General features: G+C 62.6%; 10 protein-coding genes and 1 CRISPR repeat array. Of the genes, 2 read left to right on the forward strand and 8 right to left on the reverse strand.

The genetic code is table 11. The features are described from left to right. The 7 genes from cas4 to ACSR87_RS17815 all read right to left on the reverse strand — a co-directional run bounded on the left by cas4 (nucleotide 1) and on the right by ACSR87_RS17815 (nucleotide 11,332). Nucleotides 1-549 (reverse strand): CRISPR-associated protein Cas4, encoded by a 549-nt coding sequence (cas4, locus tag ACSR87_RS17785; RefSeq protein ID WP_498531537.1) that lies wholly within the window; start codon nucleotides 547-549, stop codon nucleotides 1-3. Next, on the reverse strand, nucleotides 546-3,191 hold the full coding sequence (locus tag ACSR87_RS17790) for a CRISPR-associated endonuclease Cas3'' (RefSeq protein WP_498531538.1): 2,646 nt from the start codon (nucleotides 3,189-3,191) through the stop codon (nucleotides 546-548). The genes cas4 and ACSR87_RS17790 overlap by 4 nt, the downstream gene beginning before the upstream one ends. Next, on the reverse strand, nucleotides 3,191-3,985 hold the full coding sequence (gene cas5b / locus ACSR87_RS17795) for a type I-B CRISPR-associated protein Cas5b (RefSeq protein ID WP_498531539.1): 795 nt from the start codon (nucleotides 3,983-3,985) through the stop codon (nucleotides 3,191-3,193). Before cas5b ends, ACSR87_RS17790 begins: the two co-directional genes overlap by 1 nt. 1 nt (nucleotide 3,986) lies before the next feature. Next, a complete protein-coding gene (gene cas7b / locus ACSR87_RS17800) occupies nucleotides 3,987-5,066 on the reverse strand; it encodes a type I-B CRISPR-associated protein Cas7/Csh2 (RefSeq protein ID WP_498531540.1) in 1,080 nt (359 codons plus the stop codon). A gap of 1 nt (nucleotide 5,067) precedes the next feature. Then, entirely contained in the window at nucleotides 5,068-7,230 is a 2,163-nt protein-coding gene (gene cas8b, locus ACSR87_RS17805) for a type I-B CRISPR-associated protein Cas8b/Csh1 (protein ID WP_498531541.1), read from the reverse strand. Next, nucleotides 7,217-8,023 carry a CRISPR-associated endoribonuclease Cas6 gene (cas6, locus tag ACSR87_RS17810; RefSeq protein ID WP_498531686.1) on the reverse strand — a complete coding sequence of 269 codons (807 nt, stop codon included), beginning with the start codon at nucleotides 8,021-8,023 and terminating at the stop codon, nucleotides 7,217-7,219. Before cas6 ends, cas8b begins: the two co-directional genes overlap by 14 nt. Before the next feature lie 158 nt (nucleotides 8,024-8,181). Then, nucleotides 8,182-9,331: direct repeats of the CRISPR family, unit length 30 nt; unit sequence GCTTCAATCCCACAAGGGTTCGTCTGAAAC. A gap of 150 nt (nucleotides 9,332-9,481) precedes the next feature. After that, nucleotides 9,482-11,332: an asparagine synthase-related protein gene (locus tag ACSR87_RS17815; protein WP_498531542.1), complete on the reverse strand. Its 1,851-nt coding sequence runs from the start codon at nucleotides 11,330-11,332 to the stop codon at nucleotides 9,482-9,484. A 304-nt stretch (nucleotides 11,333-11,636) separates the two neighbouring features. Here ACSR87_RS17815 and ACSR87_RS17820 point away from each other — a divergent pair, with 304 nt between their 5' ends. Next, entirely contained in the window at nucleotides 11,637-13,439 is a 1,803-nt protein-coding gene (locus ACSR87_RS17820; RefSeq protein ID WP_498531543.1) for a hypothetical protein, read from the forward strand. A 156-nt stretch (nucleotides 13,440-13,595) separates the two neighbouring features. Here the strand turns inward: ACSR87_RS17820 and ACSR87_RS17825 are convergent, their stop codons facing one another. Beyond that, nucleotides 13,596-13,922, reverse strand: coding sequence for a NifU family protein (locus ACSR87_RS17825; RefSeq protein ID WP_498531544.1), 327 nt, complete (start codon nucleotides 13,920-13,922; stop codon nucleotides 13,596-13,598). A gap of 448 nt (nucleotides 13,923-14,370) precedes the next feature. Here ACSR87_RS17825 and ACSR87_RS17830 point away from each other — a divergent pair, with 448 nt between their 5' ends. Continuing rightward, entirely contained in the window at nucleotides 14,371-15,891 is a 1,521-nt protein-coding gene (locus ACSR87_RS17830) for a lipopolysaccharide biosynthesis protein (RefSeq protein WP_498531545.1), read from the forward strand. The last annotated feature ends 408 nt before the right edge of the window (nucleotides 15,892-16,299 follow it).

Below are 16,299 nucleotides of genomic sequence, written 5' to 3' on the forward strand. Positions count from 1 at the left end.
TCAACACCAGCAGAAGTCGTGGTACGCACACGACTCGCAGAAGGATTTTCGCTCGGCGGGCGGCGGCGAAGATCGACGTACGAGTTCGTGAATCGCACGAATCGACGACTCGACTTTTCTCGCTCGTTCTTCCGTGAGCTCGACCGACTGCCGGCGGCGCTCTCGCGGGTGGGCGAGGACGCCATCACGACGAACGCCGGCGACTCTGTCGAGATACCACAGGTAGTACGACAGTTGCATTTCGGCGGGCTCGGTGAGCGCCGACGAGGGTTTGACTTCGACGACTCGGCCGTCGTCGAGCAAGTCCAGTGAGATCATTCCGAGGCGGAGGCTCTCCCGTTTTTCGTCGTACGCGGTTTCGTCGACCCGAGTTCCTCTCACGACGGTCGCGTTCTCGCGGTCGATTTCGAGGCTCCGGCTTTCGAACCAGAGCTCCCGCTCGCAGACGTAGTAGTACTGCATCATCACTCCGGTGACGCGAAACGGCTCGTCGACGGGCGCTCCCCGTGCGGTCGCGAGCAGTCGGTCGACCGGGTCGCTCGTCGTCATAATATCCGGTTGTCGACGCTACTCTCTGCGACCAGTCCGGTCGTCGAATCGAAGTAACTGTCGTGCCGGATGTCTCTCGTGTCGATCCACCGCGTTTCAGTGTCTTCGTGAATACGCGCTAAGCCGCTGAGTGCCTGTGCCTCCTCCGAATCGCTCCGATATATCGGAATCGATACGGTCGCTTCTTTTAGACTATCAATAAGTTGGCGTACCCGCTCGAACTCGTAGTCCCGCCACGCGGCTCTGGCGGCTTCGACTCGTTTTCGTTCAGTGGCGGTCCGACAGACGACGACCTCCACGCTCCGCCGCTTTTCGATCAGCGACAACTCCGCGAGATCGTCCGCTCTCGCGTGGTTCACGTACTTGACGTATGCGTCTTTTCCGACGTTCTTCTCGTCGTGGAGTCGACGGTAATACTCTTCGACGGCCGTTTTCGAAACCGCCGCTTCCGGAATCGTGCCTTCGCCCCCACCGATATCGTCGAGCGTCTCGGTCGCAACGGGGAGTAGCGCCGTTCCTCGGTTGTACACCGCCTCCGACGGCGTCTTCGTCTGTTCGTCAGGCGCTTCGAGCCACCAGACGATGACGCGACCGCGGTCCCTCTCGAACGAACGGTTGCAACGTCCGGCGGCTTGGACGATGCTGTCTATGGGTGCGAGGTCTCGGCAGACGCGGTCGAAACTGATGTCGACGCCGGCTTCGACGAGTTGGGTCGAAACCACGATGAGCGAGCATCCTCGTTCGGTGAGCAGTTTCGCGGTCTCGATGAGCCGAAGCCGGTCGACCGGACGTAATCGAGTGGAGAGGTGGAGGACTGGCCGCCCTCCGTCGTCGGCGACCCGCTCTGCGACTGTCGCCACCTCTATGTCCGTACTATCTCGGTCGGTGCTTTCGAGCACGTCGGCGTAGACCGACCCGACTGACATCGCGTCTGACAGGGCCTCGGTGACGTGCGTCGTCAGCGCTTGTGCACTGTCGATCGTGTTGCAGATTGCGAGTACTGACTCCGTTTCACCAGCCTCGCCGCTCCTGGTCCCATTGGCTCCGGCACTCTCGTCGACTATCTCACTTGCCGCCTCGGCATACGATTTCGGTTCTTCTCGTGAGTCGATATACCGAGTCGCCGAGTCGTCCAGTTCGTACCGGACGCGTTCTGTCGCTTCGAAGTACGTTTCGGGTGCGGAGACCAGCTCAGTCGCGTCATCGAATAATTGCGGTTGCGTGGCGGTCATGACGATAACCGTCGCACCGTACTGCTCGGTGAGCATTCTCACGAGCCGCGGAACCAACTTCCACCAGTCCAACGGGAGACTCTGCGGTTCGTCCAGCACGACGACGCTGTTCCGGAGGGCCGGGAGCTTCATCGACTGCCTGTTGGCCGGCCCGGCGAGGCTTTCGAACAGTTGGACGAACGTCGTCACCGTCATTCCGGCGCGCCAACTCTCCGCCAGCATCCCGGCGATGTCGTCGTTCGCGTCCGCTTCGTCGGCATTCTCGTCGCTTTCATCGACGATTGTCGCCTCCGAAAGATGATGGTGCGCGGTCAGCAACCGCCCGGTTGTATCGACTTGATATATCTTTTCGACCTCGGCGACGACTTGGTCAATGATGCTCGTAAACGGGAGCGCGTAAATCACGCGCTTCTGACCGAGCCGGTCACGAACGCTGAGAGCCGCTGACAGGCCGGTGAGCGTCTTTCCCATCCCTGTCGGAAGCGTGACCGTCGCAACCCCACCGCCGGCGTCGGCGAACGATTCGACGTTCGACAGGACGGACGCCCTCGCTTTCGCCCGGAGAAAATTCAATCGCTCGCTCCGGCTCCCGTGTCGGTCAGAGTCGGCGGTTCGCTCTATCGACCCGATGTACTCGTCGAGTCGCTCGAACGTCGGCTTCGATGCGTCGTAGGTCGCCGCGGACGCATCGGAACCGCTCGCAGCCGCCGCAGCGCTTGTTTTGTCAGCGAGGACCAGCGACCCCCAACACTCTAATACAAGCCCGTAACAGCGCTCTGAGAGCGTTTCACGGTCAATCGTCGTTGCGCTCGACCCCGTCGATTTTCTGACTTCCGTCAGGAGTTCCCTGAACGAACTCCGGAACGACGACCATGACCCCTCCCCGACGGTCGCGCTCTGGAACACCTCTCGTGCGAGCTCCGGCACGTGCTCGTCGATGTCTTTGAGCTGCTTCGCAATCGCCACCTGTTGCATCTCGGCGGCGTTTTGGTTCCCCCGCGAAACGTTCTCGCGGCGGTTCGCCCGACTGAAGACGTACGCCGCAACGTCGGGGAGCCGACCGTGGTGTTTTGCGACCGCGACGAAGCCGGCGAGACAGACCTCCGAGTCGAAATTCTGGGCGCTGAGCGCGTAGTACGCGGCGAACGACCCGAGCGGTGCGTGGTAGCGATACTGCTCGTATCTCGGTTCTTTCGACCGCAACAGGTAGTCCTGGAAGTACGTCGTCGCCTTTCCGAAGTCGTGCACGTATGCGAGCGTCTCGACGACCGCTCGCAGCGGTTCGCCGGCCGGAGTCTCCGCGTCGGCCGGAACGATGTATCCGACACGTTCGGCGACATCCTCGAGATGGTCGACCAACGGAACGCCGTCGTGAACCTCGTTCGGTGGGTGAGAGTACCGCTCCGTCATCAGACGAACACCACGTTCCGGCCGTCGACCTCGACGGTGTCGACGCCGTCGAGTACCAGCGGCTCCGCGTCGGGGTTGTACGCGTACGTCGTGAAATCCGTCGTCGTTCGACCACCGGAGTCCGCTCGCATAAACGCGGGTGATTCTTCCACCTGACACCGCGTCCCCTCTCGCAGCACGACATCGTCCACCGCGTTCGGCACGGCGGAGTCTACTTCGACTCGGCCGGCTTCGGAGCCTGACTCGATATCGAACTCGCCGTGATAGTCGATTTCTGCGAGGTGTTCCGACAGACCGAGGCTCGGAACGTAGTGTGACTTCCCGGCTTCCAGTAGCTCTCGAAGCTCTCTGTACCGAGCGGTTTCTGCGAGCCATACGTCGACCCGGTAGGCGGGTTCGACGAGCACCTCGTAGTTGTGTTGTTGGCGGAGCGCCGTCGGATTCGGTAGCTTCACGCTGATTTTCCCGCGACCGTTGAGCGACTGTAAGTTCCCGCCCGCGGTCGACAGCGTGTTCATCGGCATATTGAGCGTTCGAACCGCCCGAACTGGCTCGATTGCAATCTCCGACGAATCGGGCGCGAACAGGTCGTAGTAACCGTCGCGTTCGATTCCGAGCACGGCCGCGAGCAGTCCGGCCACTGTCGTCCGCGGGATGATGCGGTACGTCTGCTTGACGACGTTCCCCTCGACCCGCCGGAAGTGCCCCCACGGACCGCTGACAGTGAACGACAGACAGCGGTCCGGACGCCCGCCGTCGTCACCGACCCACTCGTCCAACGATTCCTGTCCCATCTTATGCGGCGTCGCCGGTCGGAAGCGTCTCGGTGTGCTCCTCGTAGACGTCGACGGCCTCGACGGTGTCGTCTCCCACGCCCTCGCGAAGCGCGTCGTACAGGAGTTCGGTACTGCCCACGTCTCCGTCGTACGAGACGTCGAGGACGTCGCTCGCGACGATTCGAATCCGGTTAATCCGAGCGCTTGCGGCCGCAAGTCGGTCGACGAACCCGTCGATTTCGAGGGTGAGATCCCGAACCGTTCGGAGTTCCTCGTCCGGCTTTGAACGCTCGTCGTCGAGAACGAGGTCCCTGTCGAGACCGCCGAGGTGGAAACTCTCGTCGGCGTACTCGACGCGGCAGTAGAGCCGCGGTTCTTGTCCGACTTTGCTTCGGCTTATGGTCTGATTCTTGATGGCCCGCCAACAGAGCGTGTCGAGTCGTTTGACGTCGCCGACGGTGAGCTTCGTGTCGGCGGCACCGTGTTCGTCGACGAGCCCGTGGAACCGGATGAGTCCGTACTGTATCCGGTGGTCGTCGAGGTCGAACCCTCCCTGCTGTTTGTTTTCCTGCGTGGCGATAACGCTCGTGAGGCTGTCGTACTCCTCGTTTTCGTTGACCGCGTGCATCGACTTCCCTGGTGAGAACTGCACGGGGCCGGTGAAGTGGTCGGGGAGGTGCTTTGCGTACACGTCGTCGGTGTCGACGGACATCGTCGCGCCGAAGTATCGAACGTCGACGCTGTTGTCGAGGAACGCGCCGAACACGTCGTCTCGGAACCGTTCGGACTCCTCGTCGTCGTCGAGATCATACTCACCTGGTTCGACGTCTTTGAGACGGTCTTCGAGAAGGTCGCCCCGCGTGTACTGGTTCCCCTCGCGCTGGACGTTCCTGATGTAGACGCCGTGGCCGTCGTCGTCTAACTGGTCGCGGAGGTAGCGCTTCAGTCGAACGTCGGTGACGATGGCCTGTTGAGTCTGCGGGTCGATTCGAGGTCGATTAGAACCGCTGAGGGGATTCCCGTTCGGGTTCGCGTCGACCGCGTCGTACAGGAATACGATTTCCGAGCGATTCGTGACGGCATCGTTCGTGTCTGACATCTTAGTGTTCCTCGTCGGTGGTTCGTTCGTCGCTCGCGTCGCTGTTCTGTTGGTTCCAGTCCGGATGGTCGTTCATGCCGTAGGTCACGCCGAGGGCGTAGTAGAAGCGGAGATCGTCGGTGTCGATCTCCCAGTCGTCGGGGTCGGGGTCGAGGACCGTCTCTCGGAGTCGTTCGACGATGTGTTCGGCTTTCGTCCCCGGGTAGCTCTTTCCTTTCTTCTTTTCTTGGCGCGTGTAGGTCAGGGTCTTGGCGACGGTCTCCTGCGTAACTTTCTTGATTCGCGCTCGCGTGATCGACTTGACCGGGTACTGGTCGACGAGCGTCGTGGACCGGTCCTCGGAGTACTCTTGGTAACTTCCGATGTCTCCGACGAGTGCACCGAGAAGAAACGCTCCTCGGCGCTCGCTGGTCACGGAGTCTTCCTCGTCGTCGTGCGCCGGCGAGAGCGCGGGCGTGTCGGTGATGAACGATTCGAGTTTCTGTTCGGCGGGGTGGCCCCCGTCGGCGATAAGGATCTCGTCTAGTGTTGGCATCGTCAATCTCTCGTAGGTCGGTTCGAGGGTGATCTGGTCTTTCGCGGGGTCGCTCGTCTTCAACAGTTCGAGCTTACCATCGGCGAGCGCACAGAGCTGTGCGAATTGGCTGGCGACCAGAAACGACGGGAACCCCTCGAAGTCGTCGTCTGACTCCCCGTCGATGATGCGGGTGACGTACTCTTCGAGCAGCACGTCGACGGCGACCGCGTCCCCACTCAGCACGCTCACGAGCGCTTCGATTCGCGGGTCGTCCGCGTCCGCTTCGGCGTCGTCGCGCTCGGCGAACGTCTGATAGAAGTACCACCCTGTCGAAACCGCGTGGAGTTGGTCGTCGTTTACCGACAGCAGCCCCCACTTGTCGTTTTTCGGGAGTGGTGCCGTCCAGTCGGTGTCTGCGTTGAACGCGGACGCGTCTCCGACGAGTCGATTGTGGATAAACGCGAGCTCTTTCGGGTAGTGCAAGCGGCCGTTCAGCGTCTCGCCGAAGACGTCGTACCGAGACATCTGGTGCGGCATGACCGCCGAGACGTAGAATCGGAGTCGGGCGTCGTCCGTGTCGCTTTCACGCTCTCTCATGTACGCCCGTTCGACCGGGGTCACGTCGCCGTCTCCCTCGACTGCACTACACAGCATCTCGTAGAGGCGGTATACTCTCTCCGCCGTCTGCTGTCCGAAGAAATACGGCAGGTAGTACACCTTGGCACCGAACGTCCGATAGGTACACGCCTCGACGAACGCCTCGGCGTTCATCACCGTCACCGCGGCGTCCTCCGAGATCGGATGGGACCGCCACGCGTGTTCGATATCCAGCCCCGGGAACTTTTCGAGTTGCTTGCCGAGGAAGTAGTTCTGTGGATCTTCCGCGGTTCCAACCGTTCGGGAGGGTCGCCCGGTTACGATATCGGTCGCATCTCCCGACGAGTCGTCGGCCTTGTTCTTCGTGACGAGTTTCGATAGTTTGCGTTGGCGCATCGCCTCGTTGAACGCGGCGATGTCGCCGGGCCATCGATAGTCGCCATCTCGTTCGGTCTTTACTTGGACCGTCAACAGCGCGGTTGCAGATTCGCCACCTAACGCTCGAACGACCGCTTCTTCGATAGCTTCGAGCGCAGCGTCCCGTGTTCCAAGCTCAGCGAGACGATCGATAACCCAGCCGTCCGGGTGTTCACTGGCAGCAGTCGCGACGACGTCGTCGGTCGCCCATTTCGTGAGCCGTTCTTTGGCGTATCGCGCGAGCTTTTCGGGGTCGCTGTTTCGTCCGGCTTGGTGGGTGATACTGTGGTCGATTCCGCGCGCAGCCGGGTATTTTGAGTGTCCTACCTGTTGAATCAGGTCTTCCGTGTACCGCGTCACCAGTACTGGCCCACGGGTATCGTCGGCTAACTGTGGTTCGTCTCCCGAGAGATCGACGCGAACGACGATGAGACTGTCGTCCGTGTCTACGAGGTCCCGTGCGGCATCCGGTGTGAGATACGGGGCGTACTCTCCGCCACCCGTCGTGGCGAGCGTATAGAGTTTCCCGTAGAGGTACTGCAAATCGCGGAGCGAGCCGACCGGTGAGTCCGGGAGCTCGTCGACCAACTCGTCTTCTGGATATCGGTCGCGAAACTCGCTAGGCGAAAGCATCGCGCTCCTCTCCCATCGCCTCACCCGGACGAGTTCGCTCCGCGACATTCACGAAGCCGAGACCGAGCGAATTTCGCTCTCCGAGTCCGCAGTCGAGCGCGAGGTTGAGATGCCTCCGATGGTCGTCGTCGCGCACGGTGTACTCGAACTTCCACTTGCTCAGGACGTAGGTCATCTCCTGCCCCTCAGTCACGGTCAGCGGAATTGCGAAGGTCTTCAATAGCTCGTAGCCGTCGAACAGGTCGCCCGGGACGTCGCTCGGACCGGGAAGATGGTCGTGAGCGAATCGGTCGTGTTTCTGGTCGAGGTTCGCCTCTAATTGTTCCCGAAGCGGGGCCGTGGTGTGTTCCGGTCGCCAGAACGTCGCGGTATCGCCGCCGGGGTGGTCGATTCCGTACTCGTCGCACCGCCACGGCGGGATTCGAACGAGGAGTCCGGTTCCGGTTTCGAGCGTCCCTCTGGTCCCGGGTTCGCCCACGTCCGGTTCGAGGGATGTTACCTCGTCGACGTGAAACGGCATCTCACCGACGTTGAACTCTCGGTCGTCGAGCAGATTCGCCGCTACGTTCGCAAGCAGTTCCTCGTCGGGAGACGCGACCAGCAACTTCCGGTCGTCACCTTCCCGCATATCGCGGGGTGGAAACGGATTCGAGTAAGCGAACCCCGGTGGCTCGCCGGAGTCGTGCCGCTCTCCGTAGGGCGTCCCATCGAGCGCGTTCCAGATTCGCCCGCGAATCTTGTGATGGTAATCGTTCTGATATTCGGCGTCGGCGCGCGCCGATAAGTGAGCCATGACCCGCACTGTTATCCGACACCTCCTTCTGTACTCATCGCTGTCTCCAGGATTGTTGACTACTCGACATAAAGTTGTTCCCGTCATTTGACGGGTTGGTGCTAACTGAAGTTCGTCTGAAACGCATACGAGACGCCCCCAAACCCAACATTTCGGATGCTTCAATCCCACAAGGGTTCGTCTGAAACCGCTGAGTATGCCGGACATACCCAGCGCGCCGATTACGCTTCAATCCCACAAGGGTTCGTCTGAAACCGGTCGAGCCGACGATGTCTGCCGCATCGAAGTCGCTTCAATCCCACAAGGGTTCGTCTGAAACGCCATCGGCCATCGCCTGTGCGCCCATCCCGGAGGGCTTCAATCCCACAAGGGTTCGTCTGAAACCTCACCCACCCGGACATCTCCATCGCGGTCATCTCGCTTCAATCCCACAAGGGTTCGTCTGAAACCATCGCGTCGTCGAGCCGGACGGAGCTCACGACCGAGTCGCTTCAATCCCACAAGGGTTCGTCTGAAACATCGCCTCGGCGGCGCTAAGGCCGGCGCTCGCGAGGCTTCAATCCCACAAGGGTTCGTCTGAAACTGGGTCGTCAGTATCAAGGTCGTTGTCTGTAAACGGCTTCAATCCCACAAGGGTTCGTCTGAAACCGTTCGGGAGTTCGTCGCGTCCGCCCGCCGGTCCGCTTCAATCCCACAAGGGTTCGTCTGAAACTACAACCCGTTCAAAGAAAAGCGACTCCAGGCGTGGCTTCAATCCCACAAGGGTTCGTCTGAAACCAGCCAGAAAGTCAGTACCCCCCGCGGGGGAGTATGCTGCTTCAATCCCACAAGGGTTCGTCTGAAACTATCGACCTCCAGAGCGACGAAAACCTGTTTCTCTGGCTTCAATCCCACAAGGGTTCGTCTGAAACACGACGAGACCGAGCCGGAGATGCACGACCCGGCGGAGGCTTCAATCCCACAAGGGTTCGTCTGAAACCAGCGACGTGTACGCCGCTCTCGACTACATCGAGGAGCTTCAATCCCACAAGGGTTCGTCTGAAACCGTCGTCGGTCGGGCACGCCGGGCAGGAGTGGGTGCCGCTTCAATCCCACAAGGGTTCGTCTGAAACTGCAGGCGATTGGTGGCGATACCTCTAAGCGTATGGCTTCAATCCCACAAGGGTTCGTCTGAAACCGCCTACGACCTCGTCTTTTCGTACGACGAGCAGCTGCTTCAATCCCACAAGGGTTCGTCTGAAACAGACGGACAGCATCCTCGGCACTAACGCGTCGGGCGCTTCAATCCCACAAGGGTTCGTCTGAAACCATCCCGAAATCACGGGCGTAACATCGCGTACGAACCGAATTCAAAAGAACGTTTCCGTCGACCCTCAGTAGTCCTCGCTTCCCGGGGGGTCGACGGAAACGAATCGCAGTTCCACACGACTGGACAGTCCATCGAGTGGTTCGAGTAACTCAGTCGGCCGGTTGCGGCGCGTCTTCGGCTTCCGCCGCACCGACGGAACCCTCCTCGACGCCGCGACCTTCGCGGTCGATATACTTGCGGACCCAGAGTTCGCCGGTGATGATGCCGGAGATGGCGCTCATGTGTTCGGCTTCGCCCGTGCGTTCCTCGCGCTGGAGGCGGCGAATCTCGTCGGCGTCGAAGTACGGGCGTTCGCACGCGGAGTCGAGTAGGTCGTCGATGCGCTCGCGGAGCGCGCGGTTCGTCCGGTACCAGTCGCCGATGGTGGAGCGGCCACCGTAGGTGTGGACGTCACCGACGAGGCGCTCGCGGATGCGGTCGACGGAGGTGCCGACGACGAAGCCGGCGGCGTGTTGCCACATCGGGCGCGCCGGCGGGACTTTCGTCCGTTCGTAGGGAATGGCCGCGAGTCGGCTGTCGAGGCGGCGGACCAGTTCGACCTTCGGGTAGGCCGTTCCGGCGGGAACCTTCCCGTTGGTGAGTGGAATCGAGCCGACGCGGTGCGACAGCGGCATCCGCGTCACGGCTTCGAGGAACTCGGTGTCGCTGAACGGGACTCGGGTGCCGGCTTGGCTCTCGGCGATGGGGTTGCTGGCGAAGTCGCACCGCGGGAAGTAGTTGCGGTAGTAGCAGTCCATCGCGGTGCTGAAGAGGTCCGGCTGGTCGCTCTTGCGCACCTCCTCGCGGTAGGTCGTCATCGGGTCGAACTCCGTCCGCAGGAGGCGGCGGGCGTCGTCCACGTCGATTCGGTGTTTCGCGCGGTAGAGCGCCGCCTCGGGCGACTTGCTCCCCTCGACGGCGGCTCGGCCGATGCCGTCGCCCATCATCCCGCCCTGTCCGCAGCCCTCGATGAGCACGTCGGGCATGTCCTCGATGTTGAACACGTTCGCGAGGTTGACGAACGTGGAGAGACCGACCATCCCGCTGGTCAGTTGGACCGATTTGTCGAGCGAGTCGACGAGGGCGTCGGACTCGACCGGCACGCGCCGGTTTTCGAGGCCGAGCACCGCAGAAACCTTCGCGGCGAGTTCGAGGTTGCTCCCGTTCGCGGGGTTCGAGTCGTAGGTGTAGGTCGTGAGGTCGTGGTAGCGGCTGAGCTCCCCGGCCATCGAGCGACTGTCGAGGCCGCCGGAGAGCCACAGACCGATATCGCCGTCTATCGTGTCGGCCATGTCGGCGATGACCTCGCGGTAGGCCTCGGTGAGGTCGTCGAGGTAGGAGTCGTCGGCGCTCTGTTCGAACGTGTGGTGCCAGTAGGAGTCGAGTTCGGGCCCCGCGTCGGCCCGGTAGTCGAGGACGGTCCCCGAGGGGAGGAACTTCACGCCCTGCACGAGCGTCTTGTCGCCCCAGACGTGCCCGATCATGAGCAGGTCGCTGATGGCGCGTTCGTCGACCTGCGGGTCGTCGAGGAGGGTCGTCAGCGCGCCGACTTCGGTCCCGAAGGCGAACGGCTCGCCCGCGACGTAGAAACACTGTCGCGTCCCGAGTTTGTCGCTGGCGAGCACGACGCGCTCCGCGTCGCCGTCGACGGCGACGACGAGGAACGAGCCGTCGAGTTCGGGCAGCAGGGCGTGTGGGTCCTCGAACAGTCGGGCGAACAGCCCGTCTACGTCGAGTTCGAGTTCGTCGAGGTTCGTCACCGCGCCGTATATCGCTCCCACGCGCGGGCCGTCCTCCCAGACGGTACAGCCCCCGGGGTCTCTCGCGCCGTGGTGGAGCACCGAGACGCCGAAGCGGCCGGTCGACCGCGCCGCCGACTCGTACCAGTCTTCGCGGTGGAGTTCGGCCGCGCAGGCGTCGAGCGTCGCCGCGTCGAGCGCGCCGCCGACGAAGCCGGTCATCGACGGCCCTCGCGTTCGGTTCGCTCGGCGGTCTGCGGCGTGACTGCTGTGAGTGACATCGTTGTCCGATATCCGCGTGCGTCGGGTTTTGTTATCACGCACCTATACGGCCGCGTGGCGGTGTCAAACGCCGCCGAACCGAACGGTAGCTCGGCTTTATCGGGCCTCTGTGCCGGCCGGACCCTCGGCGTTCGTCCGCTCGGCGCTCGATGCCCGAAGAAAACACCGGGAAGAACGCCTATAACGCCGTCTGAGTCGATTACACGCTCAATAACAAACTACGCAACTCGCCTTTTCTCACGGGATGACGCAACGTGATTCGCGGCTCACGAGAACGCTCCTCCTCGTCGGATTTCTCGCGATAGCCGTCGGTATCCTCGTCGCTCGCTCGTCGCCGGCGAGCGCCTACGAGGTCTCGATTTACCAGTCGACCCCGGCGGTGTTCTGGGTCGGCGTGGCGGTGGCGGTGTTGACCGCGCTGGTCGTAGTCGTTCGCGCCCCGAACAGTCGGTTCGCGGCCGGCGGGGTGGCGCTGGCGGCGCTCGCGATAGCCGCGGTCTCCGCCCTCCCGCTCGTCCGAGCGTACCACTTCTACGGGTTCAACGACTCGCTGACGCACCTCGGCTGGGCGAAGTCGCTCGTCTCCGAGACGCTGACGCCGCTGGACATCGTCTACCCGAGCGGTCACGTCTCGGCGGGGATGGTCAGCGCCGCCCTCGGCGTCGAAATCACTACCGCGATGATGCTGGTGGTGTTTTTCGTCTCGGCCGTCTACCTCGTGTTCGTCCCGCTCCTGGTCTCGCTCGTCGTTTCCGACCGGCGGGCGGTTCTCATCGCCGTGTTCTCGGCGCTGTTGTTCCTGCCGGTGAACCTCAACGGCTTCAAGCTCATGTTCTTCCCGTACTCGATGGCCTCGTTCCTCGGCTTGGTGCTTCTGTACCTCTTCTTCAAGCACCAGTTCTCCGGCACCGACGCCGTCGAGAGCCGGTGGCGCGGCCACGTCACGCCCGTCTCCGTCTTGTTCGCCATCGGGACGGTCGCGCTGGTGTCGTACCATCTGCAAGTCGCCGTCAACTATCTCGTGTTGTTCGCCGTCGCCGCGGGCATCCAGCTCGTCCAGCGCTGGCGGACCCCGGACGCCGTCGCTGAACAGCGCCCGGTGTACGGCCTGACGCTCGTCTTCGCCGCGGCGTTCGTCTACTGGCTGACGCAGTACACGGTCGGCTTTTCGACCGGCGGCCTGTTCGTCGAAGGGGTGCTCGGTATCCTCTCGGGAAGTTCCGAGGCCGGGACGGCCATCTCCCAGCGCACCGGCTCCGTCACCGCCGTCGGCGGCGGTATCTTCGACGTGTTCGTGAAGCTGTTCCTCGTGAACGCGGTGTACGCCCTGATAACTCTCGGTGTCTTCCTCGGCGTCCTGTTCGGGCGGTTCTCGCGGCTGTCGTCTCAGGGCCGGTCGGTCCTGCGGACGCTGACGTTCAGCCTCGTCGTGTTGGTGCCGTACTTCTTCGCGCACCTCCTCGGAGTCATCTCGGAGACGAACTTCTTCTTCCGACACGTCGGCTTCGCGATGATTCTGTCGACCGTCGTCGGGAGCGTCGGGCTGTTCTACGCCTTCGAGTGGCTCTCGGGGACGGAGTACTGGTCGAAGTACGGGGCGGCGGTCAGGACGGGCGCGCCCGTCGCGTCGGCGCTCGTCATCGGGCTCACGCTCATGGTGCTGTTCCCGTCGCCGTACATCTACCTGCCGTCGAATCACGTCCCCGCCCAGCAGATGGGGGCGTACGACACCGCCTTCGGGATGTCGGACGAGGATATTCGGTACGTGGGTATCCGCGGGAACCCCGACCGCTTCGTCGACGCGCTGCCCGACAGCCCCACGCCGGCGCTCGGTTTCACGACGCCGGACGAGGCACTCACCGACCTGCCGAGTTACTACGACGGCCCGCGATATCTGATGGTCTCGAAAACCGATCACGACCGCGAGGTGGTCGCGTACCGCGAGCTCCGCTACTCCGAGGCGAACCTCACCGCGGTCCAGAATCAGCCGAACGTGAACCGCGTCATGTCGAACGGCGCGGCCGACCTCTACTACGTGTCCGGGTAGCGACACCGAGTCCGAGTTTTCGTTTTTCGCCGCCGTAGCTGCTGCCGTCGATTTCGCCGCTCCGGCCGGTGCCGCCGCTGTCTCTTCCGTTCGGTCGCTCGCCCGCTTCGACCTGCGGGTCAGAAAAACGAGGGGAGGTGTCGACGCCCCACCGGCTCAGAACGGCGGGTTGTAGTCCTCGTACTCCTCCATCTGGTCCATCTCGTCGGTCTTCGACGGCATCACGGCGGCCCGCGGGCCGCTGGCCTGTCGCACGGTCACTTCGGAGATGTCGTCGACCTCGGCGGCGATGCGCTGTTTGATGGCCTTCATCGTCATCGGCGCGATGCCGCATCCGGAGCACGCCCCGCCGATTGCGATGGTGACCTCGCCCGTCTCGTCGTTCACGTCTTCGATTTCGAAGTGCCCGCCGTGTTCCTGAATCTGCGGGACGTTGTTGCTCAGGTAGTTCCGGGTTCGTCGCTCGAGTGATTGCGCGCTCATATTACAGGTGAACGTACGGCTTTATTTGTAATAAATCTGGTCTATTAGGGGTACCTAAATTAGGCAGTCATAGCGCTTGCAGCACGGTTTTAGGCGACACGAATATTTTATACTCTGATTCTTATCATTTTTCGCGTGGCCTAAAACTCCGCGACTTTCAACTTCCGCTTCGACTCCGAGAGCCCCCACACTCATCGGCGTCCGTGGGCGTTGTCGTCCGGTCGCCCACCATCTCGATTCCCTCGGTCGCCGTCACTCGCCGTCCGGCCGTCGGGTCCGTCGTCCCGTCAAACAGCGCCTAATTTCCGCGGCCGCGGGAGCCCCGCCCCCCGCGGAATCCAGTAGCGAGTCAATAATTAATCGCCTCGTGAGCCGATGTGTAGCCGAGTGTTACCGTTCGTGAATACGCCGGGTCGTCGTCGAAGCGGCGGCCCGAGAGGTGCCTTCGATGAGAGATAGGATACGCTCGGTCGTCCGGACGATTCGCCGCCGGTTCGTCCCCGGCGACGACGACGGCGACCTCACGGAGCGAACGGTGAAAAGCGGGATGTGGGTGTCGGCGATGAACGTCCTCGACCGGGTGCTGAAGGTCGTGATGTTCATCGTCCTCGCGCGACTGCTCGGTCCCGAGGCCATCGGGCTGATGGGCATCGCGCTGCTTACCATCTCTGCGCTTCTGAGCCTGACGAACCTCGGCATCGACGCCGCGCTCATCCAGCGCGTCGACGACGACGTCGACGACTACCTGAACACGACGTTCACGCTCGAACTCCTCCGCGGCCTGCTGATGAGTTCGGTTCTCTATCTCGCCGCCCCGTCGCTCGCCTCGCTGTTCGGCGAGCCGGCCGCGCGGGACCTCATCCGCGCCATCGCCCTGGTCCCCATCTTCCTCGCACTCCGGAACCCAGCGATGGTCTACTTCAAGAAGGACCTCGCGTTCCACAAGGAGTTCGCCTACCGGGTCAGCGGCACGACCGCCTACGTCGTTGTCGCGCTCGGCTACGCCGCGGTCAGCCCGACGGTCTGGGCGCTCGTCTTCGGCTACCTCGCGGACGCGGGCGTCCGGTCGGTCGCGACCTACTTCCTGCATCCGTACCGCCCGCGTCCCGCGCTGAACCGGGCGTACGCCGCCGAGCTCATCGGCTACGGGAAGTGGGTCACGGGGTCGTCCATCGTCGAGTTCCTCTACGGGCAGGGCGACGACGCCGTCGTCGGCTGGCTCCTGACCGCGACCTCGCTCGGCTACTACCAGCTCGCCTACCGCATCTCCAACGCGCCGGCGACCGAAATCGCCGTCGTCGTCTCCAGCGTGATGTTCTCGACGTACTCGAAGCTCCAAGAGGACCAGCGCGCCCTCCGCGAGGCGTTCTTCAGCACCTTCCGACTCACGGCGTTCGTCGCCCTGCCGATGTCGGTCGGCATCTACCTCGTCGCGCCCGCCTTCGTCGGCGCGTTCCTCGGTGCGGACTGGCTTCCGATGGTGCTCGCCATGCAGATTCTCGTCGCCTACGGGCTCTTTCGGACGCTCTTCGCGACGTTCAACCCCGTCTGGCGCGCCGTCGGCCGTCCCGACGTACAGACCAAACTCGGCTTCCTCAGGGTCGTCCTGCTCGCCGTCGCCATTGTTCCCGCGACGAGCGTCTACGGCATCGAGGGAACCGCCCTCGCGGTCACGGGCATCCTCGCGTTCCCGATGGTCCCGCTCTACGCGCGCGAGATGAAACGGACGCTCGGCACGACCTACCGCCGGTTCCTCCGCGAACTTTCCTATCCCGTCGCGGCCAGCGGCGCGATGGCGCTGGCGGTCCTCGCGGCGCAGAACCGCGTCGGCTCGCCGCTCGTCGAGTTCGCGCTCCTCGTTTCCATCGGCGTCGTCGCCTACGTCGTCAGCGCGGCGTCGCTCATGACGCTTTTCGACTGGCGGGTCAAACAGAACCTCCGCGAGCTCGTCTCGGTGATGTCGAAGTAACGCCGGCGACGCGGGCCGGCGGCGCGGCGCTCGGCCGCCGCGGCGGGACCGACGAGTAGTCGATTCGGCGGACTCTCATTGCTAGCTGAAGCTTCGCCGTGAATCAAACCTATCAGAACTCCGTCAAAAAATGTGGGTGCGATGAAACGAACCACCCCGCAAGACTCGCCGGGAGCGTAATTACCAGTTCATCGACTGATTATTTGCGGCTCAGAGACGTTTCACGGAGAGACTGCGGCTCGGTACGGGATGCCGATTCTTCCCCTATCGCCCCGATTAAGCGGTTGTTTTCGGGCTTCGAATTGGCGATATACTACGATTTAGTTGATATTTAACCGGGTGAATATATTGTGTGGCTTTGGAATGCAACTGGTAATTAACTGGCCTCCATCCGAACCAATCCCGTAA

This window comes from Haloferax sp. SDI50 (assembly GCF_059802635.1).

What these genes read in the sequence shown, in the direction of transcription:
- ACSR87_RS17825 (WP_498531544.1), bottom strand. Translation starts at nt 13,922, where the DNA reads ATGAGCGCGCAATCACTCGAGCGACGAACCCGGAACTACCTGAGCAAC.
- ACSR87_RS17830 (WP_498531545.1), top strand. Translation starts at nt 14,371, where the DNA reads ATGAGAGATAGGATACGCTCGGTCGTCCGGACGATTCGCCGCCGGTTC.
- cas7b (WP_498531540.1), bottom strand. Translation starts at nt 5,066, where the DNA reads ATGTCAGACACGAACGATGCCGTCACGAATCGCTCGGAAATCGTATTC.
- cas8b (WP_498531541.1), bottom strand. Translation starts at nt 7,230, where the DNA reads ATGCTTTCGCCTAGCGAGTTTCGCGACCGATATCCAGAAGACGAGTTG.
- ACSR87_RS17815 (WP_498531542.1), bottom strand. Translation starts at nt 11,332, where the DNA reads ATGACCGGCTTCGTCGGCGGCGCGCTCGACGCGGCGACGCTCGACGCC.
- cas5b (WP_498531539.1), bottom strand. Translation starts at nt 3,985, where the DNA reads ATGGGACAGGAATCGTTGGACGAGTGGGTCGGTGACGACGGCGGGCGT.
- cas4 (WP_498531537.1), bottom strand. Translation starts at nt 549, where the DNA reads ATGACGACGAGCGACCCGGTCGACCGACTGCTCGCGACCGCACGGGGA.
- ACSR87_RS17790 (WP_498531538.1), bottom strand. Translation starts at nt 3,191, where the DNA reads ATGACGGAGCGGTACTCTCACCCACCGAACGAGGTTCACGACGGCGTT.
- cas6 (WP_498531686.1), bottom strand. Translation starts at nt 8,023, where the DNA reads ATGGCTCACTTATCGGCGCGCGCCGACGCCGAATATCAGAACGATTAC.
- ACSR87_RS17820 (WP_498531543.1), top strand. Translation starts at nt 11,637, where the DNA reads ATGACGCAACGTGATTCGCGGCTCACGAGAACGCTCCTCCTCGTCGGA.